Raw genomic sequence first — 23,262 nt, 5'->3', positions numbered from 1 at the left:
CAGTTTTTCAAATCGTCAGGTGATTCATAATTCCGCATTTCAGCATCTTGTCCGAATATGTCCGGCTATGTCCAAGTATGTCCGATTTGAGAAACTGAATTTTTAACAATTAAATGTACGATAATCCGGTCATGCCATAACTACACCATCAAATTTGCGGCGCATTTTAACCAGATCCTCCGAAATGGTCTTGTCCTGCATTTTCGCGTAGGTCTGCGTGGTTTTTATATTCGAGTGGCCGAGCATCTTCGAGATGGTTTCTATCGACACATGGTTGTCGAGCGAAAGGCAGGCGAAAGTGTGGCGCGCGACGTGCGTTGTCAGCTTTTTGGTGATACCCGCAAGGTCGGCGATTTCCTTCAGGTAGCCGTTGCATCGTTGATTTGATAATACGGGCAGCAGTCTGTCTGTACCGATTATTTTCTTGTGGTCGGAATATTTTTCGATAATCTGGCGAGGGATTTCCAACAGTGGTATCGAACTGAGTTCGTCTGTCTTCTCTCGGTGCTTCCGTATCCAAAGTTCGCCGTCGGCATCGGTCACAATCTTGTCGGCAGTGAGGGTTGACACATCCGAAAAAGCCAGTCCGGTGAAGCAGCAGAACACAAATACATCACGCACCGCCTCCAGTCGTGGGAGCACTTTGAGGTCGAGCGACATGATTGCATTGAGTTCCGCTTCGCTAAGATGCTCGCGATTGGTCTTCTTTTTTGAATAGGTCTTGCCGTAGAACGGATCGACGTCAAGCCATTTATAGTTGACTGCATCGCGTATAACGCTCCTTATGGTGCTGATGTAGCGAATCGCGCAGTTGTGCCCGCACCTCTTCTCTGTGCGTAGCCAAAGCTCGAAATCGTCAATCAGAGGGAGCGTCACATCACGCAAGGGGATGTCCTCGGCCTTCTTGTGCGATTTGAGGTATTCTTTTAGATAGGTTACACAACGCTCCCAGCGAAGAACAGTACCCTCTGAGATGTCGCCAAGTTCCAGCCGCTTACGATATTTCTGGGTCAAGCCGAAAGCACGGTGCATGAATTTTGAGAAAAGTGTTAAATTTGTGGCATGAAAACCGCAGATGCAATATGGATGTGCCTGCCCGAGGGCATGGACGAACTATTTGAAATGGTGCGCTTCGAGCGCACGGAACAGTCCTATGACATATGGCTTGACGAAAAGAAGAAACTGTCTGATGAAGACTATCGTAATCCAAATATCGTAGCGCGAGGCTATACGGATTATGTAACAATACAGGACTATCCGATGCGTGGACGGCCTGTATTTCTTCACATGCGCAAGAACAAGTGGTGGGACAGGCAGACCAACGAAATCTTCAGCTACAATCTCGAACTTCCCAACGAGGAAGGAACACGACTCAGCGCCGAGTTCGTGGCTTTTTTAAAAGACGAAGGTGGAGACGACAGCCCTGTCGATTAAACAGATAGCGCAGATGTACTGCGTCAACGGCAAACATTTTGCCGACTTGTACCGCAATAAGATAAGCGGTTACGCCGACTGGTGCGAACAGGAGCTTGGCTGTGGGTTCTATTTCAACGCCGATAATATCGGCCCTTACATGAGTCTTGATGAGACGTGTCTGAGCAACGGGGAGGTATGGACGTTCCTGACCAACAAGGACGGCCACGGAGGCAAGGGAACACTTGCGGCAGCCATTCCCGGAACAAAGAGTGACGAAATTATATCCATACTCATCGGAGCTATGGAGAAATCAATCAGACGCAGGGTCAAGGAAGTGACCTGCGATCTCTCGCCATCAATGATGCTCATAGCCGCAGAAGTGTTCTATAACGCCCATGTAGTCAACGACCGTTTTCATGTCCAACAGGTCTATAATGAGGCCGTTGACGAAATCCGCATTGACATTCGCCGACAGCTCATCGCAGAGGAAAACAACCGCAACAAGTCCGAACCGCCGGTAACGTACTCCAACGGAGAGACCATGCGCCAGATACTGGCTCGCAGCAAACACACTCTGATGATGTCGCAGAACAAATGGACTGACATACAGCGCCATCGTGTCAACATACTGTTCAAATACTATCCAATATTGAAGGCTGCATACAGCCTTGCGATGGAGCTGCGCAAGATTTTCAACGCTAAAATCTCACCGACAAAAGCCATGGGGAGGATGAACAAGTGGTATGAAAAGGTAATGGCATTGGGTAACAACAACTTCCGCTCGGTAATCAAAACATTCAAGAACCACGCCCCAACAATCCTGAACTATTTCCGTCGTCGTGCGACCAATGCCTCTGCCGAGGCATTCAACTCTAAAGTCAAAATATTTCGCTCACAAATGCGTGGTGTCCGGGACCGCGACTTCTTCATCTTCCGATTAGTCAAACTCTACGCCTAAAAATTTAACACTTCTAATTGCCCAATTTAACATATGCACCGTGCTTTCGGCTTGAGCCATATTTCTCATTGTTTTCGCAGAAAGTTTCAAGAAACATCCGGATTTTAACTTTTTCGTCAACACCGAGAAAGCGTTTTTTCATAGTGTCCGGATTGATTAGTGCACCTTCCGCCACCATTTGGGTGTGGATTGCAAGGAGCTTTGCCCTGACGGTTTCAAGATATCGGTTAAGTTCGATGTCGGCTCGGCTTTTGCCTTTGGACATACCCTTTGCCGCAACCCACATATCGGGATTGACAGTCCGGTTGATGTTCAGCTCCGCACGTTGACCCGCGATTGTGATACGCAGGATAATCGGCACCTCGCCGTTGCGTAGCACCCGCGCCTTTCGTGCGATAAAGGTCGCATTAAAGAATTGCTGATTCTTCATACTTTGATGTGGTTTAGTGTTACATTAAAGTTACAAAAATTTTCTCAGTTTTGCAAACTTCAAGGCAACGATTTGAAAAACACATCAGTACGAGTATCCGAGGGTCCATTCGAGGGTCCATTCGGGTGTCCGATGAAAAAATGTACCCTCCGAAGATGCCACAACGCCGTGATTGTAGAATCTTGACGATGGCGTAAATATCTGAACGATAGCGTTCAGAACCCTTGCGAGGGTACAATCTCCGCTCCTGCCGGCAATGTACCCTTTTGGGACACCCCGCCACTTCAATATTCTGCGTAGAAACGCCGGTTGGGGATAACGAAAAACCTCTGAAATCGTCTGGATTTCAGAGGTTTTCTGCATTTTGATGCTTTGTCTTGTGACCCCGGAGATTTCGGAGTTATTTCATCTGTTAGCACTGGTTATCAAAGAGTTGCGAGCAAGAGTATAGAGCCGACTCACTATTGGCTCACTCCGCTACTTCAATGTTCTTCACCGTTATGATGATACGGTAATGCAAAGTTAATATTTTATTCCCAATCATCAAAGAGCCAAAGCGTTAAAAATCCTTTGGACTCACGAATACAGGAATTTTCCGGCTTACGGTTCAAAATGCCAAATCCAAGTATTCCATAAGAGAATGGCTTTTGCCGACTCACGGTTGATTTGCCGTGCTGTTTTCAGCCGAAAATGCTTCCTGCGACTATCTTTTGACTGCGGTTATCTCATCGGTCAGCAGGTGGATTGTTGATGACGGATTAGTGTATGCCTCTTTGGATTTTGCTCGTTTGGCGGCATCTCCAATCGCGTCTATCAAGACCTTTTTCATTGCCGTGGAGAATATGCCTTTCTGATAATCTGCATCTATTCCTTTCAACATTGCAAGACATTCGGCGGATGACAACTCCTTGTTGGTGTCCTTATAATGTAACAGAAACCAATACTCGATACTGGGATTGGAGAGCAGTAACACTGCTTCTTTTATCTTTCGCAAACGCTCCAGCATACCCGGCACATCAAGGTCAAACATCAAAAATGTCTTATCCTCCGATGTTGTAAATCTGTCACGCTTGCATCTGTCAATATAAGGCTGTGAAATATTGGAATCGCTGACCCTCGCTATAATTTCCACCGGCACACGGAAACTGCGACGCAGCAGGTCAACGTATGCCGCCTCCGTCTTACCCTCGCAGAACACGAAGAACGTCGGGTTCATCTTCTTACCTCTTGGCTGCTTTGCTTTTCGTGCCATAGTCAGATGTTCTCAAATTCGTTGATATACGGCACGGCATCGAAACGCCCCTGAAGGTAGGCTTTCTCCAAATCCATTTTCTCCCGGAAATCCTTGTAGTCAAACAATGAATACAAATCAGATGAACCGTCGTCGCGCTTGTTGACAAAGAAAATCTGATCCTTGCGGAAGCGCGTCATGTCAAGCAGGTGTGTGTTGTGGGTTGTGAATACCAGCTGCGCGGATTTGCTTGAATGGAACAGGCTGATAAGATACTCCACCAAGCGGGTGTGCAGACTTGTTTCAACTTCGTCAAGGAACATCACCTTGTTGTTGCGTACCACATCCATGACCGTCAGCATGATTTTGAACAGGATTTTCGTACCCTCCGATTCTTCGGTGTTGAAGTCAAAGGGCAACGCCGGATTACGGCGGTGGAATGTAGTCAGTTCACCGTCTTTATAGGTAAACTCAACGATATCACTGTCGGCGGCTTTAAGCACCCGAAGAACTGCGTCTTTGTTGTCACCAAGAAAACGGTCAATGGCAACAGAAGTCTTGCCACGATAACTGAACACCAGTTGCTCATTGAACCACCTATATATCTCCTTCGCCTTTTCCCTGTCCATCTGGCTTGCGCGTGATATAAACAGAGTCTTGCGCGAGGTGTTGGACGCTACATCCATCGGGCGACGGATAACATTGGTAAACTCATATTTTTCTTTCTTGCCGCCGGATATACGCTCGTCACGCGAAAAAATCAGCGCACGTCTGCCCTTCGGGTAATAATACAGGCTTTCGGTTATTATTTCATCACGGGTGCAACTGAATGAATACTCATGTTCTATGCCGTCAATGATGAAGCGTATATAAAACTCACTGGGAGCGTTATTTTCTCCGAACTTGAACGGCTTGAAACCAAAACTGTCACCCTCATTATAGTTATGGGAGTCGAGTATCATATCAACCGCTGCTTTAACGGCCTTGATTATGTTGCTCTTGCCGGAGGCGTTTGCACCATATATGGCAACCGTTTTCAGCAGTCTTTCATTCCCGACTGCAAATGTGTTGTCGGCAAGGGCGCGGGCCTCCTTTGTCTGGATGTTGGCAGCCTGTAAATCCAGAGTTATCTTCTCGTTTATCGAGAAAAAGTTGGTGAGAGTTATTTCCAATATCATTTCAAATGTCATATTTGGAATTATTTTGCAAATATAACACTTTAATTTGGATTTTAGGTTGTTTGGCACGAGATTTTTAGGATAGCACTACGGAAACGGATAGAGGCGTGGCGGCTCACAGTGTTGGCGTCGGTGTTGCCGTCGGATGGTGACGGTGATCCGGTGGGTCACTGACACCATCCGACCGCACCCCAACTATGGGAGAAGGCTACACACCGGTTTGCCTCAACGCCTTGTGAGGATGCGCCGGTGACGTCGCTTCCCTCACAAGACTCCAATCGGCAAATCAGTGTGCCATACGCCTTCTCCTTATAATGAATCTGAGCCGTCACGCCACTATCCGTTTGTTCCAGCCCACGGGAGCAAGAAAGCGTATGACGCCGATAATTACGCCATGCTCCATGTACGGCGGCATACACATACTTGCTCTTTCCGGGGCCATTGCTTTTATCTCAACGGTTTCCATTTTTCTTATGTCTGTCGTCCAGTGTCACCCTGCGGGGCTTTGCCGCCTCTATTTTTTATGCAGAGTATAATCTCCATTCAAAGTTTATTCGCTCGAAGTTGATTAACACGACGGTACGGGGTATTCTTTGGCATTCGCGCAAAAAAATCTCCACAGCTCCCGGTGGTCGGTAGTATTTTTTTGTGCAAGTGCCGAACACCCCTTTGCTCCCGTCGTGCCGCAGGGTCAACGAGCGAACAAACTTCAAACAGCGATTATACGCATTAAAAAAAATATCGCCTTATGACACTGAACGACAGACATATTAAAAATACGAGCTTCACACCTTCTCCAGCTCATACCGCATTAAAAAAGACGGCTAAGGTGGTGGGGATAGCAGTCGGGGCGGTTGTCGGGATTATTCTTTGGGCGATACTCAGACCGATATTCCGAGGTGTGGGGTGGATAATCTCAATCCTCACCGCAATAGGGATTATCTACTTGGTAATGACACTCTAAATATTTACGACTATGGCAACGAAAAGAAATTCAAAGACTTGGGAACAGCAAGCCAAATATTACGAAGTTGACAACATCGCCGAGTATATGGTGGAAACCTATATCAACGGCAACATATCAACATTCCGCAAGCTGTACTATGAACTCAAACCTGCGGGTCGCAAGCTGTTCATAAGCTGGCTTTTCCATACGGAACTGAACCGCAAGGAGATTGAAAAAATGATACTCGCAACACTCTAAACACATACGACTATGGCAACCACAAGAGAAAACAAAGGCACACGAGCCTTTAACAAAACTATCAAGGCGTATCTTGAAGAACGAGCCGAGAATGACGCACTGTTCGCAGTCAAGTTTGCAAATCCCTCGAAATCAGTTGAGGACTGCGTGACCTACATACTAAACTCCGTGCAGAAAAGCGGTTGCAACGGGTTCGAGGACGATGAAATATTCGGAATGGCAGTCCACTACTATGACGAGGAAGAAATTGAGGTTGGCAAGCCTATAAACTGCCAAGTGGTAGTCAACCATACGGTTGAACTAACCGAGGAGGAAAAGGAACAGGCACGGCAGGACGCCATCAAAAAACTCCGTGACGAGGAGATGAAGAAAATGCGAAAGCCTATCCAGCCGAGAAAGACCGCCGAGAAGAAAAACCAAGTTGAACAACCCAGTCTATTTGACCTCTAACATATTACGACTATGAAACCGACAACAAAATTCCATAAAGACATACTCAAAGAAAGCCGTAAACTCCGCCCCGTCACAAAGGCGCAGGCTCAATGGGCGATAGGCGAATGTTTTGAACACTTTGCCTTCCGTGTTCAGAGTGGCAATACCACCTGCATGGACTGCGGACACACTTGGCACAGCGATGAAACATCGGGCAAATGCGTATGCCCCCGATGTGGCAGGGAACTCACTCTTGAAACCACCCGAAAGCAGAAGGCGAGCGGTAAGATGTATTTCAACGTGCTTGGTATGAACGGGAAATACCAGACTTTGCGGATGTTCGCCATATTCGCAGAAATGCGCAAGGGAAAGAAAGCCGAATACAGCATCGTGGAAATCGGTCAGTATTGGGTAGCCCCCAACGGACAATGCGCCGTAATCGGACTTAGACGCAGTATGAGTTACTATGTGGATTGTTTCGCATACGGCTCGCCTATGGAGATACGGAGCAAGGATGATGTGTTCGCAGATATAGCGATGGATTTTCCGATGTATCCCAAAATGAAGATAATCCCATCTCTGCATATAGATGTTATGGGCAACAAGTTCTTCAATATGTCACCGGCGAGATGTATAAGCCGTTTTCTCTCGCAGCCCCAACTTGAAACGCTGATGAAAAACGATACCGAGCAAGTATTCAAATACTTTCTCAACCGCCCCTATGACTGCCGTATGTGCTGGGCTTCATACAAGATAGCCAAACGCCACCATTACGAGATAACCGACTTAGGATTATGGTGCGACTACATCAAGATGTTGCAGACCTGCAAGAAAGACACTCACAATCCCCACTACATCTGCCCCGACAATCTTCGTCAGGCACACAACATATACCACAAAAAGGTCATGGCGATAGAGGAACGCAGACGCAGGGAAGCCGACATAAGACGCAAGGAGAAGGAAGCACTCGCAGAGCAGGAAAGGAGAGATAGTTTTCTCAAACTCAAATCCAAATTCTTCGGACTTGTAATCTCCGATGGCGAGATTGAAGTGAAAGTGTTGGAGAGCGTGGAGGAATTTATAGAGGAAGGAGATGTCCAGCATATCTGTGTAGGTACAGCAATGTACTACGGCAAAAAAGACTCCCTCATATTGTCGGCAAGGATTAACGGCAAGCGGATTGAAACCGTGGAGGTGTCGCTTGAAACCCTTTCAGTTATTCAATGCCGTGGAGCGTGCAACCAAAACACCGAATATCACGACCGAATTGTGAATTTGGTGAACTCCAACGCCCAGCTAATCAAGGCGAGAATGACCGCCTAATGTTTAACACGACCTGCGTCAGCAATGGCGCAGGTCACAAAATCACCCTAATTATGAACGTGACATTTGAACATACGACAGTAGTCTATGACGATAAGATAGCCGAGGTGCTTGTCGGTTTTGTGAACCATATTCTTATAGCCTACAACGAGGAAACTCTAAGGCGGTTGGTAGCCGACTATGCGGAGAAATCGGCACTTGACCAATACTTCGTATATGGATTTGGCAGACACCACTTTTGGCTGGCTCAAAAGAAAATCACCGACCCCGAAAAGGTTTTCAACTACCGAATACTGATTGTGAAATTCTAAAATACATTGATATGGCAACAAGATTAACTGTGAATGGCGTATCAACCACCATTACACCCGATACCGAGCAATACGAGCGTTTTATGTCGGCACACCGAGGGAAACGTATCCTTTTCTATCAATATGACTATCGTGCCACCGACGGCACTCTATTCAGCACCGTGGCAAAGACTTTGAAAGAATGTCGCCAACGCCGTGATGAATGGCTGAACAAGAAAATCAACAACTCTAAATAATAGCGTTATGGACAACCAAGTAGCAAAAATAATACTCCAACAAATCGGAGGGCGCAGGTTTGTGGCAATGACGGGAAGCCACGATTTCATCAACCTCGGCAACGGACTGAGAATGAGCCTTAGCCGAAACAAGACATCGGCTAACCGCCTTGAAATCATATACGATAGTGGCGCAGACCTCTACAATGTCAGATTTTATCGTCAGAGCATCAACCACAAGACGTTTGAGGTGACGACAAAGGACATCAAGACGATAGATGGTGTCTATTGCGATATGTTGGAGGGCATCTTTACCGACGTGACGGGATTATACACCCGATTTTAACCGAACATTTGCCAAGTCGTAATAGAGAAGGCTGGCGACCTCGTGATGAAGTCGCCAGCCTTGATTTTGCCAAAAATTTCGGCCGCCAAAAGGCGGCGTTGGTGCATTTCTATATGACAAACTGTCATATCAGCAAAATATGTTGCTTTGGCATACTATTTGCCTGATTTATAACTGACAATAGTGTCACAAAACCGAAAAATTGTTTTTTTAGTTATGGGAATCAAACCGGGACCCAAAAGAATTGCCAAATCTACTGGCAAACCAGATCGTCGTCAGAGGGATAATAAATCCACTCCGGGAAACACACCCTCTCTCAAGCCCCATATCCATAAAAAAGGGGATTGATCCAAATCTTTATGGATAACATTTCAGATTGCCCATACAATTGGCTAATTGCTGATTATGTGGGCGATTTATTTGTTTCCATAGGTCAAGATAAACTTTATTTGAGCATAATCTCTTGGTAAAGATTGCACACGATAAAAATAACAGTTAACTTTGCATTGACAATTAGTGTCACAAGTGACATAAAAAATCAATGCGCATGATTATTCAACGGCCTCATTATCTCCAAAAACTCATAGATTGCCGACACAACGGTCTGATTAAGACCGTTACAGGCATCCGGCGCTGCGGCAAGTCATATCTTCTTTTTCAACTGTTTTCTTCATGGCTGAAAGAACAGGGCATTTCGGATGACCATATCATAAAGATAGATTTAGAAAACCGTCGCAATAAAGAACTTCGGAATCCGGATGTATTGCTTGAATACATAGATTCAAAAATAAACGATGATGGGATGCACTATATCATGATTGACGAGGTGCAACTTGTAAGCGAATTTGAGGATGTGTTGAACAGCTATCTTAAAATGTCCAATGTTGATGTGTATGCAACGGGAAGTAACGCCAAATTCCTTTCCAAAGATGTCATAACGACTTTCAGAGGTCGAAGCATTGAGATAAAAGTATATCCTTTGAGTTTTCGGGAATTTTTCTCTGCCTATGGAGGACAACAGGAAGACGCATTGGACGCTTATATGACTTACGGAGGAATGCCGCAGATACTGGATTTTAATGATGAAGGACTGAAAAGCGATTATCTTAAAAACCTTTATACTGAAACATACCTGCGTGATATAAAGGAGAGGTATCAGATTAAGAATAATGAAGATATGGAAAATCTGCTTGATTTCATATCCTCATCAATTGGTAGCCTCACCAATCCGACCAAACTTTCCAACACATTTGAAACAGTAAAGAGGGAGAAAATAAGCAGGAACACAGTTTGCTCTTATCTTGAATACATTTGCGAGGCATTTCTCGCAGAAAAAGCCTCACGATATGATGTCAAGGGCAAAAAATATTTGGATACGCCCTACAAATACTATTTTACAGATCTCGGTCTTAGAAATGCCCGACTGAATTTCCGCCAACTTGAACCATCACACATGATGGAGAACGTAATTTACAATGAACTGCGTATAAGAGGATTTAATGTTGATGTCGGTGTCGTGCCGATTGTAAGGCGCAACGCTGAAGGAAAACAGGAACGTGTACGGCTTGAAATAGACTTTGTATGTAACAAAGGCAGCCGAAAATATTATATCCAGTCGGCATATCAAATGCTTGATGAAGATAAAATAAGACAGGAAGAAGCATCGCTACGAAATGTCGATGACTCGTTTAAGAAAATAATAGTTGTTGGTAGCAACATTATAATCCGCCGCAATGAAGCCGGTATTACCACTATGGGAATATACGATTTCTTGTTAAAAGAAAATTCTTTAGAACTCTAAAACATATATGTCTGATACCTTTGCCCTGATAATCGGGAATAATTCATATTTTGAGCCGTTCAACCTGAATAATGCCATTTTTGATGCACAAGCAATCAAAAATGTATTCGTTAATCTTGGATATGATGTTGTGGAGTATTATGATGTTGATATTGCTCATATCGTAGAAGTCCTTCGTGTAATTAAAGAAAAAATCAAAAATTACAAACATTTCATTTTATATTATGCAGGTCATGGGATGGAGTGCAGAGGTATTAATTATCTGCCAGCAATAGATTGCCAATTACAGTTTGCAGATGAATATTCTCTATCCCATCAAAGCATTGGTCTTAACGAGATAATGAAGATATTGAATGAAAATACAGAAATGTAAATATAGTAATCTTAGATGCTTGTCGTCAGGAAATTAATGAGAGAGGTGTTGTAGGAAACTCTTTTGCTCCTATAAATGCACCCAAAGGCACCTTAATTGCATTCGCCACATCGCCAAAAATGAAAGCAAAAGATGATGGCATAGATGGTCATAGCCTATATACAGGTGCTTTATTGAAATATATTGGCAGTGAACGACTGTCGGTGGAAACTCTTTTTAAGAAGGTTAGACAGACAGTTGCGTTGCTCTCAAAAGGCACTCAAGTTCCGTGGGAACATACTTCACTAATTGGCGATTTCTATTTTAACAAGGGGCAAATGGTCGTAGCAAAGAATTTACCTTATGCAGAAAATGTAATTAAAGATCGCTTATATAATCAATTAGATGAATTTGGATTGCTAATCGAAGAACTGGCTTCTGCTAATTGGTATAGACAAAATGCAGCATTCCCAAAGATTATTGCAATGATACCTAATTTGGACGCCAATCAAAAATTTATTTTAGGGAGGAATTTATATCAAGCCAGTGCAAATCCATTTAATGTTGCCAACTATTTTGAATCGCTTGGAAATAATCTTCATAGGTATTCTGAAAATGATGGTGTTAACCACATATTGAATGGAATCCTATTTGAAATTTACTTTGATTCAAATGGCGATTTTAGAGATGTCTTGAAAGCAGAGGATTTGGATTCAGTTCTTTTGCTACGAAAAGATCACAGATTCATAAAATCTTTTGAATTTATTAGAGAGGCTCTTTCCTCCTATTCAGACAGATTATTATATCTCCCTTCTGATGATGACACCCCAATTGGCATTAATATCGAAATGGATCTACATAAATCTAATGAAGACAAGCAGTATATCACTAAAATTTCAGTTGGCGATTATAATGTAACCCCAAATATAGCATCGCATATCTGGTTTACTGAAGAAAATCTAAAAATAACGCTTTCGTCACTATTTGCAATTCCCATAGATTTAATGAGAATTAACTCACAAATCAAGATTACAGCCTCGAAGATTAAAACGGATTGGGATTTGTAGATTATCGGTAAGGTTTCTACAAAGATTTGCAAAAACCTTACCGATATAATTTATGGAAACAAAGCGGCGAACTCGGTCAGTCGGCGCTGGTAAAGTTGTTTGTGGAATTTGCCTTTGTAGCGGCAGTGGGAGGTATAGGACTTAAATATGTCACGGTTGCCGGATTTCAGTTTTTTCAGCACGGTGGACTTGTTCACTACTCCGGGGCCGCAGTTGTAGGCTAATACGCCTAACAACAGGGCATCTTTGCCGTATGCCTTGTAGAGTGACACAAATTTCAACAGGTCTTTTCGCAACAGGGCGTCAGATTGTTTCTCGGTGAGCTGCACGCCTCGTCGGTATGGCTCGCCGGGTAACACTCTATGACCATATCCGACATAGGGATAATCCTTTGGGCGGTGGAGCGTTTCAAATTTCTTGATGATAATCACAGCTCTCTCGAATGGCGGCAGATCCATTATGTTTATCTTCCGCCCGGCGGCGTTGCCCACCATGACGGTGAGCAACGCGAGAAACATCAGCAGGATTTTCTTCATCGGATAGCCGGATTTACGGGTGTCACAATCGGGCTGACAATCGTACCCTCATCACCGCTGTCTTTGCTGTTGAACTCGAAGGTCTGCTCCCACGGGGTGGTATTGAAGCTGTCCTCTAATGTGGCGATGACATTTATGTTTAACAGTGCCTCCAACGATGAGTAAATCAGACATGTAAGTTTGCTGTTCACAACATTATTTTGGAGGCACTGGCAGAGATTCATCATAGGCTATCCAAGTAAGAGAGAAGATTTTCATCGGTTTTCCATGAGATTTTCTTCCCATTGGAACTATCGATAGCACAGGTCATGAGAGCTTTAGCTTTCATCTCCAAATTTACTTCAGCATAGATGTTCGTTGTGTTTATAGATACGTGTCCGAGCCAAGCACGGATCGTATTTATATCCACTCCTGCTTGCAGAAGATGTGTTGCGGTGGTATGCCGGATCGTATGTGGGCTAACTCTCTTGTCCCTTACGGAAGGGAACTGTAGTTCCAGTTTTTGAGCATACCGACTCACCATTTCGTATATTCCAAATCGGGTTATACGTTGGCCGTAGCGGTTTAAGAAGAGTGGTTCATCTGGCTTTCTGTCATTGATTATTGTCTTAAGGATTGCACAGACATTGTCCCAAAGGGGGCATCTGCGAGTCTTGTTTCCTTTCCCAACAATGGTTACCAAGGGGATTGTTGATTCACTTTTGCTTTTGGCAAGCGTCACGGATGATACGTTCAGGTCGGATGCTTCTTCGGCTCTCGCTCCTGTATTGTATAGGAAGATCAAAAGAGCGTAGTCGCGTCTGCCCTGAGCGGATCTCTGGTCGGGCAGAGATAGCAAAGCATCCATCTCAGACTTTTCAAGATACGTTATCATTCTCTTAGGGGCTTTCTTCTTAGGGATATTGCGTATGTTTCGGCTCCATTCCATATGCTCCGGAGAGTTCATGGATACATACTTTGCGAAGGCCTGTAATGCGGCAAGTCTTTGGTTTCGAGTAGCCACTGAGACGTTACGGGTTTCCTGCTGATTGTCAAGAAAGTCTGACACGACATTGATTGTCAGTTCCTGAAGGTGGAGCTTGTCTGGATTTTTATTACAGACATCTCGAAGGTAGCCAACAAGAAGTCTGAAGGTATCGCGGTAGCTACGTACCGTATTACGCGACAGATTCTTGGCAGCCAGCATATAGTCGGTGAGATAACGCCGCACCCAATAACTGAGATATATGGTTTTTTCATTCATGTTGATTTGTTTTGGGGTTTGCATATTCAAAGAATAGATTGGCCGCATCTGAGAGCAGTCCGGTAGTCATGTTAAGATACACAGTTGTGTAACTCACTTGTTTATGGCCCAGATAGGTAGATAACACAGGCAAAAGAGTCTGAACATCCTTACCATCTTGGTACCACTTTCTTAATCGGTTCACAGCGAACGTATGGCGCAGATCGTGGATACGTGGCTGATACCTTGTGTTGTCGTTTCGGCTGATTCCTGCTTCTATACGTATCTTTTTGAAGATGCCGTTTATGCAGTTCAGTCTCATTGACGAGCCGTTACACATAATCCATAGAGATGTGTCTTCATCAGAGATCTTGCAGTTGTCCTTTCTCCATGAAAAGAACTTTTCAATCAGTTTCTTTACTTCCTCGTTGAAAGTGACAGTTCTTGACGTGTAAAATTTGGATTCATGGATTGTGATACAACAGTTTGCCAGATCCACATCTTTCATGCGAAGGCTCATGGTCTCTGAGATTCTTAACCCCAGCACATATGTCAACTGAAGGATTGCTTTGACGCATTCAGGATATGTGAGAGAAGGCCGTTTCTGATATGTCATGGCAGCTGAGAACAACTTCTTGAGCTCGATATCTGAGTAAATATACGGTGTTATTCGCTGCGGTTTCTTAGGCTTATCCATAGTCAAGGGTATTTTTGATACATACCCTCGTGACATGCACCACCGGAAGAAGCCAGACAGAGCAGCGTGACGCGTAAACCACTTTCGAGTAATCTCGTTGCCTCCTGATTGCAAAAAATCTGATGTGATGGATGCGGTTATCTCTAACAGATTCATATCTTTCCCCAGATAATTGCAGAACTGTTTCAGAAGATTCGCATTGGTTTTGAACGACTCTCCCAATGAACGTCTATACTCGACATATTTGTCAATGGCACTATTGAGCATCATAACTCAAGCACCTCCTTACAGTCCATATCCGACACTTCCCTTAGTCTGGAGAAATTGACCTTGGCGTAGATGGCGGTAGTATCGATTTTCACATGTCCGAGCACATCTGCGACTTCTTTAAGAGAGTGTCCTTCATTGACCAGTCTCGTTGCGCAACTGTGTCGGTAACTGTGAGGACCATGATGCCTTATGTTGAGTTGCCTGCCTTCCAGAGATCTACTTGCCACTTGGTAAACTGTTGATGTACATATGCCGTGGAATGGAGCTCGGGTAGTAAGGAACACAAACTCCTGCTTCGGATACTTTGGACGAGCTTCAAGGATATATCTCAGAAGTGGCTGTGCAACCTCATCTATCAGAGGCATTATCTGCGGTCTGCATCCTTTTGCCCTACGCAGATGAATGACGCTATTCCGCCAGTCAATGTCCTTGAGTTTCAGTTCAGTGATTTCACTGGATCTCAAGCCATACATTGCCAAAAGCGATAAAATTGCATGATTCCTTATGCCCTGAATCGTCGGATTTCGCGTAGATTCAGTCAAGATAACTTTCACGTCATCCCAATGAAGATATGACGGAAGTTGCTCCATCGTGTACAGCCGAGGGGCGGAAAGTGTTTTCCACAAATCGTCTTTCACCCATTGTCTATCAGCCGCATATCTGAAGAAGCAACGTAGTACGGATACAAGCCCTGCAATAGTGCGTCGATTACACCCATTGTAATGACGTTCTTTGAGATAACTGTCAATGTCTGTAGATTGAACATCGGCAAGCAATAAGCTTGAGCCCTGAAGGTAATTCATCAGATTACGAAGTATACTCAGACGGCTTCTATGAGTCTGGACAGAATATCCTTTGGATTCAACAAGCCAGTTGAGATATGACATGATCTTGTCTTTTTCGGGAAAATCATGTTCCTCCGGCTGGGCAAGTAGTCCCATATGTGAAAGCCAATTAGTTGTGACATGAATGAACGTCCGATAACTATTATCGGTACCGGATTTCTTTCGTTTGCTTGGATCCTCAACATCTCGCCATATAGCTGCCGCGTTTTGTATTTCACTCATGGTTACAAGAGAAGTAGATGGTAAATCAAGCAACTCTATGGCTGTCAGTTGATATTGTGCGATTCGTCTCAAAGTCACTGAAGGAACCCCCTGTTGTTCTTGAGCTTCCAGATATACGAGCCGTTCCATATACATCGGTGAGACAAGGTGTCGAACTCGAAAGTATCCTCTTGGAAAAATCTTGCTGATTATATTATCCTCAGGATAATAGCGGTGATCCAGTCTTCCCAAATATGTCAACCATCTCTTGGACGCACCAAGAAAGCGACAATGGAAATTAACCTCCACGCGCATATCACACCGTTGTTGACGTGTCATCGAATCCCATTCAGATGTCTTTTGGACGATATATTCCAATGGAATCTCGAATGTGTCACTTTCTCTAAGGGCAAGAAGTTCATCAATTGCGATTAGCAGACCAGCCAATCCTCGCAAATGTCGAATGCCCATTCCATCTGCGTGTAGTTTGTGCAGATATGCTTGTCTTTGCTCAGAGAATGAGGCTTGCTCATGTCTTTGCAAATCCAAGAAGTTTGTGAATAGTAAATTAAACATATTGTAGAATTAAAAAATGTCTGATATAAAATATGACTATTTTCTTAACCCTAAAATTATGTTGTTATGATTAAAGTTAATGCACATATCCTTAATTACTTATCAAGTGATGCAAACATAAATGTCATCGCCACATTAGAAGATTTATGTAATGGACAACATACATCTTCCACGACCACGAGGAATTTGTGTGCTTCGTCACTTTTGGCGGTGTAGTTCAGTCGGAATGTTTTACTTTCAAGAAGCACACGGTCGTTGTTGACCAGCACCGGGCCGTCAACGAGTTTGAGCGAGCCTTCTCCGTCGTACTGGAAGTAGCGTATGGTATAGAGGGTGTTGGCATAGTTGCCTTCGGGCTTTATCTCGAAGCGCAGTTCGATGGTCTGCCCTTTGGCAATCTTGTCAGCGTATGGCATGACTTCCACTGTGAAGGGATAGGACTGCTGCACATCGAGGTCGTCGGAGCAGGATGTGAGGCTGCATACGGCAGCGATTACAAGGGAGAGAATGGCGATAATGCCAAATGATTTTTTATTTGTCTTTTCCATTTTTGTGTCTGTTTAGAATTTTAGTTTTGTTGATTTCTTGGGGTTGAGCGATTGTAGGTAATCGTTCAGATCCTTGTGGTCGGGATAGAGTGCGGATTTGTCGCTCACCCTGTCGCCGAACTCGCGGCGCAGTCTGGCTACTGCGGCACGCCCGGCGGTATCGTTGTCAAGATAGCACAGTATCAGCGGGTATTCCGCCAAAGTCGGGATTGCTTTGCCGACATTCGCCACGGAGTTAAGCACAACACTGTCATTGCCTTCATTCAATCCGAGGCGTTCCGCCGAAAGAAAGTCGATGAAGCCCTCGAATACATTACACCGGGCGTTGCTGTTGGCGACATTGGTGATATGCTTTGGCGGATAACTTCCTTTGAAGAAGCTGTTTCGCAACTCAAATCCGTGTGCGCTGTTCTCAAAACCGATGGCATAATAGTTTTTGCCATGCAATTTATAATCCACCTGCACACAATATCGTTGTGCAATGTCGGCAGGTATGCCACGGTTGGCGAGGTAACGCAGTAGAGCCGGCGATACTAATTGGGAGATTTTCACGTCCTCAAAGGTCGGCTGCTCAATGAATGGCTCCGGCTTGTAAGGCTGTGATATCGGCATCCGCATCTTTTCGGCTATGTACTCCGCCTGTCGGATGAAGTCGGTGGAGTTACACAGTTCTCCGGCAAGAGTGAAGATGTCGCCTCCGGCACCGCTACCAAAATCGAACCATACATTTTTACGAGGATTGACATGAAACGATGGCTTTCTCTCGTTGCGGTACGGGGCATAAAACCACAGACCTTTGCTGTCGCGCCCAGTCGGCTCATAGCCGAGGTGGTGCAGAAAATCCACAAGGGATATTCCCTTGATAGCATCTATATCCATAGGCTAAAACCGCATTTTGCGTTTGGGTTTGGGCGGCTGTTGCTTAGGCTGTTCCGGTCTGCTGACGGGCGTAGCCGTCACATCACCCTCGGCTTCATCGCCGTTGACGGTCACTTCGTAAGTCTTGAACTCCTTAAAATCCTTCATCTGTGTGGCGATATAGAGGTTCAACTCGGAGCGGTTGCAGCTCCCGGTTAGCTCGTAAGCGAGATCATAAATGCCGCCATAGTATTTTTCGGGTTCTTTGCTGTCATACCAGCCATTCTTTTCGGTGTCCACCACCATAGTAGCGTTGCCACCGACAGAATACGGAGCGTTGTATATCAGAAGGTTGCCATCCTTTTTTATCGGCTCATAGCCGATCGCCTTCATAAAATCCTCCAATGGAAGATTATTTATATCGAGGTCTATCACAATCAATCCCATAGGTTTATTCTATTATGAATTTGACACCAACACCATATTGCATATGGAATATCTGCACATCGCTACCGAAAGTGAAACGCTCCTTTATATTTGCGGTCAGAGCAATTTTGTCTGAAAGGTAGAAATCCGCAGAGAGCGTGAGCGCGCCGCCATAGATGAAGTTGTCGCCGTCATGGAGCGTCGAACCGTCGGATAAAACCGACTTTCCCCAATTCACTGTTTCGTAGCCACCGAGAGCTGACACGCCGCCATATAGGTGGAAGGTCTGCGAGTAGTCGCTCAACAGATGGAGATTGTAGCCGACCTCACCTGTAAACTGAGCCACCGTGATACGACCTTTCGCGCCGTATGGCTTGTAGGTCTGGAGATACTCGCCGCCGAAGCTCCAAGTATTGGCACCGCCTTTATAGACGGAGTAGAACACTCCGAGAGAATAGCCGCAGTTGCGAGAGTTGCCGGTATAAAAGCCGTCTGCCATATCAGCCTTGATTTCTACCGTTGACATTCCGGGGAGGCATCGCTGGGCCATTGCCCGCCCTCCGAAAAGGGTGAGCATGGCAGCGATTATCATTATCGCTTTTCTCATAGGTTATTGTATGCTTAATTCGTCAATTATGTTGGCTCTCACAATATCCTCGTTCTCGACCACGAAAGACTGGTGTCTGCCGCCTTCCTTTTCGGCAATTTCGATAACGAGCTGCTTGTCATCGGGAATGGTGAATTTCTCCAGAGCGAAGACTGTTCTTTCGGAGGATTTTCCGTGTACCACCGTCACATAGTTCTGGGCGCGGAGCGGTTCAAGTACCTGCTCCTGCATAGCAGTACGCTTGATAACCTTCTTATCCACAATCTTGAAGCTGACATAATCGACATCGAAAGGAATGTTTGATGTGTTTTTCAGTTCGGTGTGGAAATAGAGAAGCCCGTTGTTGGCATATATGGATTTCAAGAGGAACTGCACCCCAAAACGCTTTGAGCCTATATGTTTGATTTCGCGCTTATTCTGCTTGTAGATACTTTTCATAATCAGCTTGACAAGCATCGGTGACTCGCTACCTAACTTTTCGAGGTAGATTTCCTGCGCATTATTCGGGCGGTTCACCGCCTCGCCGTCATGCAGAAAATCGGTCATCTCGATATTGAGCAACAGCGGCTCTTTGGCGAATTTCACGTTGAAACTATAATAGCTTCCGTCCTCGGTGATTACCGACAGATTTGTTTCCTGCTTGAACGACTTGAAGGCTGATTTGACGCGCAGCACGTTCTTCGCGCCGTCGGCTAATCCGGCGACAAGGTTCTCGTTGCCCAAGTCGCAATAGACTATTTCCGAGGGAAATATGATGTGCGTAGTCTTTTCGTAGCATACCTCCAGAGCGTGAGGCGGTATCATCCGGTCGAAGCCGACCTTGCGGGTCAGACCGTCGAACTTGTCACCGTCGGTGTAGTTGCCGCCGTACACATTGATGTCGTGTTCTGCTACCTGAGTGGCAACCTGTTCCGTGCCAGACGGCACGTTATTATCGGTGTTTTTAACCGACTTTGTTCCGGCAAAAGCAGTGCTTGCCATGCCGATAACGGCAATAAGCGAAAGTAAAAAGAGTTTGTAATTCATTGAATTGTGGATTTAATGGTGAATAATCATATGTCTTCCGGCTGGTGAAGCATCACACGGTAGCCGGCTTTGAGGTGGACTTTGACGGTTCGCAGCTTCTTGGTAAGATACTGGCTGACACCGTTTATCAGCCCGCGCCCCACATCAGAGGCAATCTGCGCCCTGGTATTTGTGGAAATGTTGATCGAGCTACCCATCGTACTGCCCATATTGGCACCTATCTCATGCAACGCATCACTCTCCATTGACTGCGGTATATTGATACCCTCCTGCCCGTCGGAGTCATAAACCTGCAACTCCACGTCATATATCGAGCCTTCGCACTCGATGGAGGTGATTTCAATCTCCAGCCTTTCGCCCTGCACTCTTGCAGAGCCGACAACGGTGGTGTTACGCGGTATCAGGCGGTTGCCGACCCACATAGGTTCGGAGGTTCTCAGCCTGACACTCTCGCCGTCAACCACACTCTGGTTACCGGCCACCACTGCGGCTATGGTATTCTTGGCGACCGCCCTCATTGTACCCACCGAGGTATTGAAGCCCCTGACGGTTGATGTCTGACCGAGCGAGGATACCACATTCCTGTTGACCTGCGCCACCGGCTGCACATCCCGTTTGCCCTTTTCTTCGGTAGGATGTGGCGGCGAATAGCTGCCGCCGTTGCCCATATACTGTGCCGCCAACTGATACGAGCGTTCCATCAGTTCCATCTCGTCGGGCTGTGCCGCCTGTTGCTGTGCCAGAGCGTTCTGAACCTCCAACTCTGCAATACGCTCATTTAGAGCCTCCATTTCAACATTGTCGGCTGAGGTATCCTCCACAAAAAAGTCATTGAGCGACGCCTGAACCTCCTGATACGCCTGCGCGGAGTTCTCAACGGCGGACTGATGCTCAACGGTATCGGTTGTAAGTGCGGTCAGAGTATCAAGGGCGACCACCGCACGCTGTTGCGCCTCCTTCTCTTTGGCGGCATCGGCGGCGGCATATTCCTCCGCTTTGGTCTTGATGCCGCCGTTCTCACCCTCAGGAATTTCGGTGTTGAAGGCATTGCCGACCTTGCTGTCATTCTTGTTGAGGCTTGTGTACAGCAGCCACAGTATCACTATGCCGCACACGACAGCCGCCGGGAACACGACTAAGTATTTCATCATCTTCTGCCGTTCAGCCTGCGATTTGGGCTGGAAGAAGCCGTTAATCTTCGCTTTCCACTCCTGCATCGTCATAGTCTGGAAGATTTTGAGGTTCATGAACGGGAGATTTGGTAACGATGTCGATCGGCATTATATGCTCAATCGCCACAGATTTTTGCGCTTTGCCCAGACCTATCCTGTAACAGGCGTGACCGAACACGAAGAAGGCGGTAAGCACAAACACGGTCAGCATCAGCGACACGACAGTAAGCCGTTGTTTCTGGGGAATTGACTCGCACGCTCCTTTCAGGCGCGTTGTGAGCCTCCCTTTCGGGGTGCGCCACATATTGTTATATATGGCGGAGAATATTGATTTAATCTTTGTCATAATTGAATTATCGTTTTACGGTTGAAATATCCTTGTTCTCAAGTATTGTGAAGCCTTCGATGATGAAGCCGTTGGGATTGTCGTCGGAGCGTGAGGCGTTGGAGAGGCGGCACTGCGTCACCAGTGTACGCTCTGTAACATTGCTTTCGCGGATAATCATTTGTCGGGCATAGGTTTTAGCGATGTACGGATAGTTGTTGAAATCGCACACCACACTGTCCACTTGCAGCACTTGGTTGATGTTGCCGGCGATGATACGGTTGTAGTAACCCTTCTCCGAGAAATCGGTGTAGTAGTTGTATGCCGACTTGTCCGACAGTATAAGGGCGCGGTTGATGTTATGCTCAATCGCCGATTTGTCGGGCGACAGAGTGAAAAACAGTTCATGGAAGCGTCGCACATGTTCACGGGCTTCCGCCGGGCGGTTCTGCTCCATGTCCTGCGACAAGGCGAGCATAAGACTCTTGCCGTTGTCAAGAACATAGATTTTTTCCCTCTGCCTTTCAGCGAAATTGAACACGCAGATCAGAGCCACCGACACCACCACGGCACACATCGCCACAAACACAATACCAAACAGCCGTATCTGGCGGAACGAGGTTTCGATGTTTTTAAGTGATTTGAATTGCATTTGAATGTCGTTTGAATATTATTTAAGCAATTTGCCTGCGTTGCCCGCGACATTTCCGGCGACCGCGCCTCCGACACTTGCCGCACCAGAACCGACCTGCATCGCGGTGGTGTTGACAGCACGGTTATAGTTTCCGGCACCTCCGGCTTGTATTATCCAGCCCGCCACAGTTGGAATCGTGAAGTATCCTATAATGCCGATTATCATAAAAATGACATAGCAAGTATTTGAGCTGTCGAGGTTTGCGTTGGGGTTGTTTGTCAGTTCCGAAATGTCGTTCTGCAACATCAGCACCTGTATTTTCGCAAGGATTGTCGAAAATAGGTCTGCCACCGGCAGCCACAGATAAGTCTGGATATATCGTTGTATCCACTGGGTCAGCGTTGACTGGAAGCCATCCCAAACGGAAAGAGCGAAGGCGACCGGGCCGAGAATTGACAGCACGATAAGGAAGAATGTGCGGATAGTGTCAATCGTGAGTGAGGCAGCCTGAAAAAGCATCTCTAACAACTCTCTGAAAAAGTTTTGAATAGCTTTTTTGACTTTGTACATTCCCCGCTCGATATACATTCCGGCGGCTGTGCCTATCTCCGTCACGCCTAATTCGTCTATCTGTCTGTCAAACTCGGCATCATCGACAAGGTAGGCTGTTGACGGGTCATTCATCATCGCCTCATACTCCAGCCTGTCTTTCTCCTCGCGGTATTTCTGCATATCGAGTGTCTGCCCTTCAAGCATAGAGGCTGTACCCTGCACAATCGGCGACATCACAGAGTTGATGGTGCCGAGTACCACCGACGGGAAAAACATTATACAGAAGCCTATCACGAACGGACGTAGCAGCGGAAACACATCAATCGGCTCTGCGGCGGCAAGTGACCGCCAGATGCGATAGGCAACGAAGAACAACGCGCCCAATCCGGCTATCGCCTGAGCCACACCCGCCATATCCTCACATAGAGGCATCATCTCGTCATAGAGCGAGCGCAGTATGGTGTGGAGGTTGTTGAAATCTATTGATAACGCTATCATATTTT

At 45.9% G+C, this 23,262-nt stretch carries 31 protein-coding genes; 12 read left to right on the top strand and 19 right to left on the bottom strand.

All coding sequences use genetic code 11. The features are described from left to right. Nucleotides 1–129 precede the first annotated feature (129 nt). A complete protein-coding gene (locus tag FDZ78_RS03935; RefSeq protein WP_136408037.1) occupies nt 130–1,032 on the bottom strand; it encodes a site-specific integrase in 903 nt (300 codons plus the stop codon). A gap of 30 nt (nt 1,033–1,062) precedes the next feature. Between FDZ78_RS03935 and FDZ78_RS03930 the strand changes: the two genes are divergently transcribed. Beyond that, nucleotides 1,063–1,434, top strand: coding sequence for a transposase family protein (locus FDZ78_RS03930; RefSeq protein ID WP_107037111.1), 372 nt, complete (start codon nt 1,063–1,065; stop codon nt 1,432–1,434). After that, nucleotides 1,409–2,374: a transposase gene (locus tag FDZ78_RS03925; protein WP_240740261.1), complete on the top strand. Its 966-nt coding sequence runs from the start codon at nt 1,409–1,411 to the stop codon at nt 2,372–2,374. The genes FDZ78_RS03930 and FDZ78_RS03925 overlap by 26 nt, the downstream gene beginning before the upstream one ends. Nucleotides 2,375–2,387: 13 nt before the next feature. Here FDZ78_RS03925 and FDZ78_RS03920 read toward each other — a convergent pair whose 3' ends face one another. From FDZ78_RS03920 to FDZ78_RS14580, 4 genes are all read right to left on the bottom strand, one after another. Then, the gene (locus FDZ78_RS03920; protein WP_136408036.1) at nt 2,388–2,804 is read right to left on the bottom strand and encodes an Arm DNA-binding domain-containing protein; all 417 of its coding nucleotides are present in this window, start codon (nt 2,802–2,804) and stop codon (nt 2,388–2,390) included. A 703-nt stretch (nt 2,805–3,507) separates the two neighbouring features. Further along, nucleotides 3,508–4,056, bottom strand: coding sequence for an RloB family protein (locus FDZ78_RS03915; RefSeq protein WP_136408035.1), 549 nt, complete (start codon nt 4,054–4,056; stop codon nt 3,508–3,510). A gap of 2 nt (nt 4,057–4,058) precedes the next feature. Next, nucleotides 4,059–5,213, bottom strand: a complete 1,155-nt coding sequence (locus tag FDZ78_RS03910) for an ATP/GTP-binding protein (protein ID WP_123618502.1) — start codon at nt 5,211–5,213, stop codon at nt 4,059–4,061. A 328-nt stretch (nt 5,214–5,541) separates the two neighbouring features. Further along, a complete protein-coding gene (locus tag FDZ78_RS14580) occupies nt 5,542–5,679 on the bottom strand; it encodes a hypothetical protein (protein ID WP_168181922.1) in 138 nt (45 codons plus the stop codon). Nucleotides 5,680–5,961: 282 nt separating this feature from the next. On the opposite strand from FDZ78_RS14580, the gene FDZ78_RS03905 reads away from it, so the two are divergent. The 10 genes from FDZ78_RS03905 (at nt 5,962) to FDZ78_RS03860 (ending at nt 12,264) form a co-directional block, all read left to right on the top strand. Beyond that, nucleotides 5,962–6,177 (top strand): hypothetical protein, encoded by a 216-nt coding sequence (locus FDZ78_RS03905; RefSeq protein ID WP_136408034.1) that lies wholly within the window; start codon nt 5,962–5,964, stop codon nt 6,175–6,177. Nucleotides 6,178–6,189: 12 nt separating this feature from the next. Next, the gene (locus FDZ78_RS03900) at nt 6,190–6,417 is read left to right on the top strand and encodes a hypothetical protein (RefSeq protein WP_068959945.1); all 228 of its coding nucleotides are present in this window, start codon (nt 6,190–6,192) and stop codon (nt 6,415–6,417) included. Between the two features lie 12 nt (nt 6,418–6,429). Then, the gene (locus FDZ78_RS03895) at nt 6,430–6,867 is read left to right on the top strand and encodes a PcfK-like family protein (protein ID WP_136408033.1); all 438 of its coding nucleotides are present in this window, start codon (nt 6,430–6,432) and stop codon (nt 6,865–6,867) included. Between the two features lie 12 nt (nt 6,868–6,879). Continuing rightward, nucleotides 6,880–8,172 (top strand): PcfJ domain-containing protein, encoded by a 1,293-nt coding sequence (locus FDZ78_RS03890; RefSeq protein ID WP_136408032.1) that lies wholly within the window; start codon nt 6,880–6,882, stop codon nt 8,170–8,172. Between the two features lie 53 nt (nt 8,173–8,225). After that, complete coding sequence (locus tag FDZ78_RS03885; RefSeq protein WP_124030599.1) at nt 8,226–8,483, top strand: hypothetical protein; 258 nt, start codon at nt 8,226–8,228, stop codon at nt 8,481–8,483. Between the two features lie 11 nt (nt 8,484–8,494). After that, nucleotides 8,495–8,719, top strand: a complete 225-nt coding sequence (locus FDZ78_RS03880; protein ID WP_107033526.1) for a DUF3873 domain-containing protein — start codon at nt 8,495–8,497, stop codon at nt 8,717–8,719. A gap of 7 nt (nt 8,720–8,726) precedes the next feature. Further along, a complete protein-coding gene (locus tag FDZ78_RS03875) occupies nt 8,727–9,044 on the top strand; it encodes a hypothetical protein (RefSeq protein WP_124030600.1) in 318 nt (105 codons plus the stop codon). Between the two features lie 547 nt (nt 9,045–9,591). Then, entirely contained in the window at nt 9,592–10,845 is a 1,254-nt protein-coding gene (locus FDZ78_RS03870; RefSeq protein WP_124030601.1) for an ATP-binding protein, read from the top strand. A 7-nt stretch (nt 10,846–10,852) separates the two neighbouring features. Then, nucleotides 10,853–11,218, top strand: a complete 366-nt coding sequence (locus FDZ78_RS14900) for a caspase family protein (RefSeq protein ID WP_124030602.1) — start codon at nt 10,853–10,855, stop codon at nt 11,216–11,218. A 2-nt stretch (nt 11,219–11,220) separates the two neighbouring features. Then, on the top strand, nt 11,221–12,264 hold the full coding sequence (locus tag FDZ78_RS03860) for a caspase domain-containing protein (RefSeq protein WP_370291914.1): 1,044 nt from the start codon (nt 11,221–11,223) through the stop codon (nt 12,262–12,264). Nucleotides 12,265–12,314: 50 nt separating this feature from the next. On the opposite strand, the gene FDZ78_RS03855 is transcribed toward FDZ78_RS03860, so the two are convergent. The 14 genes from FDZ78_RS03855 to traJ all read right to left on the bottom strand — a co-directional run bounded on the left by FDZ78_RS03855 (nt 12,315) and on the right by traJ (nt 23,242). Continuing rightward, complete coding sequence (locus FDZ78_RS03855; protein ID WP_136408031.1) at nt 12,315–12,800, bottom strand: lysozyme; 486 nt, start codon at nt 12,798–12,800, stop codon at nt 12,315–12,317. Next, entirely contained in the window at nt 12,797–12,991 is a 195-nt protein-coding gene (locus FDZ78_RS03850; protein ID WP_136408030.1) for a hypothetical protein, read from the bottom strand. Before FDZ78_RS03850 ends, FDZ78_RS03855 begins: the two co-directional genes overlap by 4 nt. A gap of 32 nt (nt 12,992–13,023) precedes the next feature. Beyond that, on the bottom strand, nt 13,024–14,043 hold the full coding sequence (locus FDZ78_RS03845) for a tyrosine-type recombinase/integrase (RefSeq protein ID WP_123487154.1): 1,020 nt from the start codon (nt 14,041–14,043) through the stop codon (nt 13,024–13,026). Further along, nucleotides 14,036–14,719: a tyrosine-type recombinase/integrase gene (locus FDZ78_RS03840; protein WP_240740337.1), complete on the bottom strand. Its 684-nt coding sequence runs from the start codon at nt 14,717–14,719 to the stop codon at nt 14,036–14,038. The genes FDZ78_RS03845 and FDZ78_RS03840 overlap by 8 nt, the downstream gene beginning before the upstream one ends. Nucleotides 14,720–14,985: 266 nt before the next feature. Beyond that, complete coding sequence (locus FDZ78_RS03835; protein WP_136408029.1) at nt 14,986–16,611, bottom strand: tyrosine-type recombinase/integrase; 1,626 nt, start codon at nt 16,609–16,611, stop codon at nt 14,986–14,988. Between the two features lie 95 nt (nt 16,612–16,706). Next, a complete protein-coding gene (locus tag FDZ78_RS03830; protein WP_136408028.1) occupies nt 16,707–17,159 on the bottom strand; it encodes a DUF3872 domain-containing protein in 453 nt (150 codons plus the stop codon). A gap of 12 nt (nt 17,160–17,171) precedes the next feature. Continuing rightward, nucleotides 17,172–18,038, bottom strand: a complete 867-nt coding sequence (locus tag FDZ78_RS03825; protein ID WP_124030606.1) for a toprim domain-containing protein — start codon at nt 18,036–18,038, stop codon at nt 17,172–17,174. A gap of 3 nt (nt 18,039–18,041) precedes the next feature. Next, nucleotides 18,042–18,464 carry a hypothetical protein gene (locus tag FDZ78_RS03820; RefSeq protein ID WP_124030607.1) on the bottom strand — a complete coding sequence of 141 codons (423 nt, stop codon included), beginning with the start codon at nt 18,462–18,464 and terminating at the stop codon, nt 18,042–18,044. 4 nt (nt 18,465–18,468) lie between these two features. Further along, on the bottom strand, nt 18,469–19,050 hold the full coding sequence (locus FDZ78_RS03815; RefSeq protein ID WP_124030608.1) for a conjugal transfer protein TraO: 582 nt from the start codon (nt 19,048–19,050) through the stop codon (nt 18,469–18,471). Nucleotides 19,051–19,053: 3 nt separating this feature from the next. Next, on the bottom strand, nt 19,054–20,076 hold the full coding sequence (gene traN, locus FDZ78_RS03810) for a conjugative transposon protein TraN (RefSeq protein WP_124030609.1): 1,023 nt from the start codon (nt 20,074–20,076) through the stop codon (nt 19,054–19,056). A gap of 26 nt (nt 20,077–20,102) precedes the next feature. Beyond that, nucleotides 20,103–21,323 carry a conjugative transposon protein TraM gene (gene traM / locus FDZ78_RS03805; RefSeq protein WP_124030610.1) on the bottom strand — a complete coding sequence of 407 codons (1,221 nt, stop codon included), beginning with the start codon at nt 21,321–21,323 and terminating at the stop codon, nt 20,103–20,105. Then, nucleotides 21,268–21,594 carry a TraL conjugative transposon family protein gene (locus FDZ78_RS03800; RefSeq protein ID WP_124030611.1) on the bottom strand — a complete coding sequence of 109 codons (327 nt, stop codon included), beginning with the start codon at nt 21,592–21,594 and terminating at the stop codon, nt 21,268–21,270. Before FDZ78_RS03800 ends, traM begins: the two co-directional genes overlap by 56 nt. 7 nt (nt 21,595–21,601) lie before the next feature. Further along, the gene (gene traK / locus FDZ78_RS03795; RefSeq protein WP_123486682.1) at nt 21,602–22,225 is read right to left on the bottom strand and encodes a conjugative transposon protein TraK; all 624 of its coding nucleotides are present in this window, start codon (nt 22,223–22,225) and stop codon (nt 21,602–21,604) included. Between the two features lie 18 nt (nt 22,226–22,243). Beyond that, a complete protein-coding gene (traJ, locus tag FDZ78_RS03790; protein WP_124030622.1) occupies nt 22,244–23,242 on the bottom strand; it encodes a conjugative transposon protein TraJ in 999 nt (332 codons plus the stop codon). Nucleotides 23,243–23,262: the final 20 nt, after the last annotated feature.

The organism is Duncaniella sp. B8 (assembly GCF_005304985.1).
Classification (GTDB): Bacteria; Bacteroidota; Bacteroidia; order Bacteroidales; family Muribaculaceae; genus Duncaniella; species Duncaniella muris.
Note: the sequence above shows the minus strand (reverse complement) of the source record. Positions and strands in the feature narration are given on the sequence as shown.

Coding starts and splice junctions, on each gene's coding strand:
- FDZ78_RS03915 (WP_136408035.1), bottom strand. CDS start 4,056: ATGGCACGAAAAGCAAAGCAGCCAAGAGGTAAGAAGATGAACCCGACG.
- FDZ78_RS03825 (WP_124030606.1), bottom strand. CDS start 18,038: ATGGATATAGATGCTATCAAGGGAATATCCCTTGTGGATTTTCTGCAC.
- FDZ78_RS03880 (WP_107033526.1), top strand. CDS start 8,495: ATGGCAACAAGATTAACTGTGAATGGCGTATCAACCACCATTACACCC.
- FDZ78_RS03800 (WP_124030611.1), bottom strand. CDS start 21,594: ATGACAAAGATTAAATCAATATTCTCCGCCATATATAACAATATGTGG.
- FDZ78_RS03820 (WP_124030607.1), bottom strand. CDS start 18,464: ATGGGATTGATTGTGATAGACCTCGATATAAATAATCTTCCATTGGAG.
- FDZ78_RS03920 (WP_136408036.1), bottom strand. CDS start 2,804: ATGAAGAATCAGCAATTCTTTAATGCGACCTTTATCGCACGAAAGGCG.
- traK (WP_123486682.1), bottom strand. CDS start 22,225: ATGCAATTCAAATCACTTAAAAACATCGAAACCTCGTTCCGCCAGATA.
- FDZ78_RS03900 (WP_068959945.1), top strand. CDS start 6,190: ATGGCAACGAAAAGAAATTCAAAGACTTGGGAACAGCAAGCCAAATAT.
- FDZ78_RS14580 (WP_168181922.1), bottom strand. CDS start 5,679: ATGGAAACCGTTGAGATAAAAGCAATGGCCCCGGAAAGAGCAAGTATG.
- FDZ78_RS03870 (WP_124030601.1), top strand. CDS start 9,592: ATGATTATTCAACGGCCTCATTATCTCCAAAAACTCATAGATTGCCGA.
- FDZ78_RS03935 (WP_136408037.1), bottom strand. CDS start 1,032: ATGCACCGTGCTTTCGGCTTGACCCAGAAATATCGTAAGCGGCTGGAA.
- FDZ78_RS03840 (WP_240740337.1), bottom strand. CDS start 14,719: ATGGATAAGCCTAAGAAACCGCAGCGAATAACACCGTATATTTACTCA.
- FDZ78_RS03910 (WP_123618502.1), bottom strand. CDS start 5,213: ATGATATTGGAAATAACTCTCACCAACTTTTTCTCGATAAACGAGAAG.
- FDZ78_RS03845 (WP_123487154.1), bottom strand. CDS start 14,043: ATGAATGAAAAAACCATATATCTCAGTTATTGGGTGCGGCGTTATCTC.
- FDZ78_RS03835 (WP_136408029.1), bottom strand. CDS start 16,611: ATGTTTAATTTACTATTCACAAACTTCTTGGATTTGCAAAGACATGAG.
- FDZ78_RS03855 (WP_136408031.1), bottom strand. CDS start 12,800: ATGAAGAAAATCCTGCTGATGTTTCTCGCGTTGCTCACCGTCATGGTG.
- FDZ78_RS03885 (WP_124030599.1), top strand. CDS start 8,226: ATGAACGTGACATTTGAACATACGACAGTAGTCTATGACGATAAGATA.
- FDZ78_RS03815 (WP_124030608.1), bottom strand. CDS start 19,050: ATGAGAAAAGCGATAATGATAATCGCTGCCATGCTCACCCTTTTCGGA.
- FDZ78_RS03890 (WP_136408032.1), top strand. CDS start 6,880: ATGAAACCGACAACAAAATTCCATAAAGACATACTCAAAGAAAGCCGT.
- FDZ78_RS03905 (WP_136408034.1), top strand. CDS start 5,962: ATGACACTGAACGACAGACATATTAAAAATACGAGCTTCACACCTTCT.
- traN (WP_124030609.1), bottom strand. CDS start 20,076: ATGAATTACAAACTCTTTTTACTTTCGCTTATTGCCGTTATCGGCATG.
- FDZ78_RS03895 (WP_136408033.1), top strand. CDS start 6,430: ATGGCAACCACAAGAGAAAACAAAGGCACACGAGCCTTTAACAAAACT.
- traM (WP_124030610.1), bottom strand. CDS start 21,323: ATGAACCTCAAAATCTTCCAGACTATGACGATGCAGGAGTGGAAAGCG.
- FDZ78_RS03930 (WP_107037111.1), top strand. CDS start 1,063: ATGAAAACCGCAGATGCAATATGGATGTGCCTGCCCGAGGGCATGGAC.
- FDZ78_RS14900 (WP_124030602.1), top strand. CDS start 10,853: ATGTCTGATACCTTTGCCCTGATAATCGGGAATAATTCATATTTTGAG.
- FDZ78_RS03830 (WP_136408028.1), bottom strand. CDS start 17,159: ATGGAAAAGACAAATAAAAAATCATTTGGCATTATCGCCATTCTCTCC.
- FDZ78_RS03875 (WP_124030600.1), top strand. CDS start 8,727: ATGGACAACCAAGTAGCAAAAATAATACTCCAACAAATCGGAGGGCGC.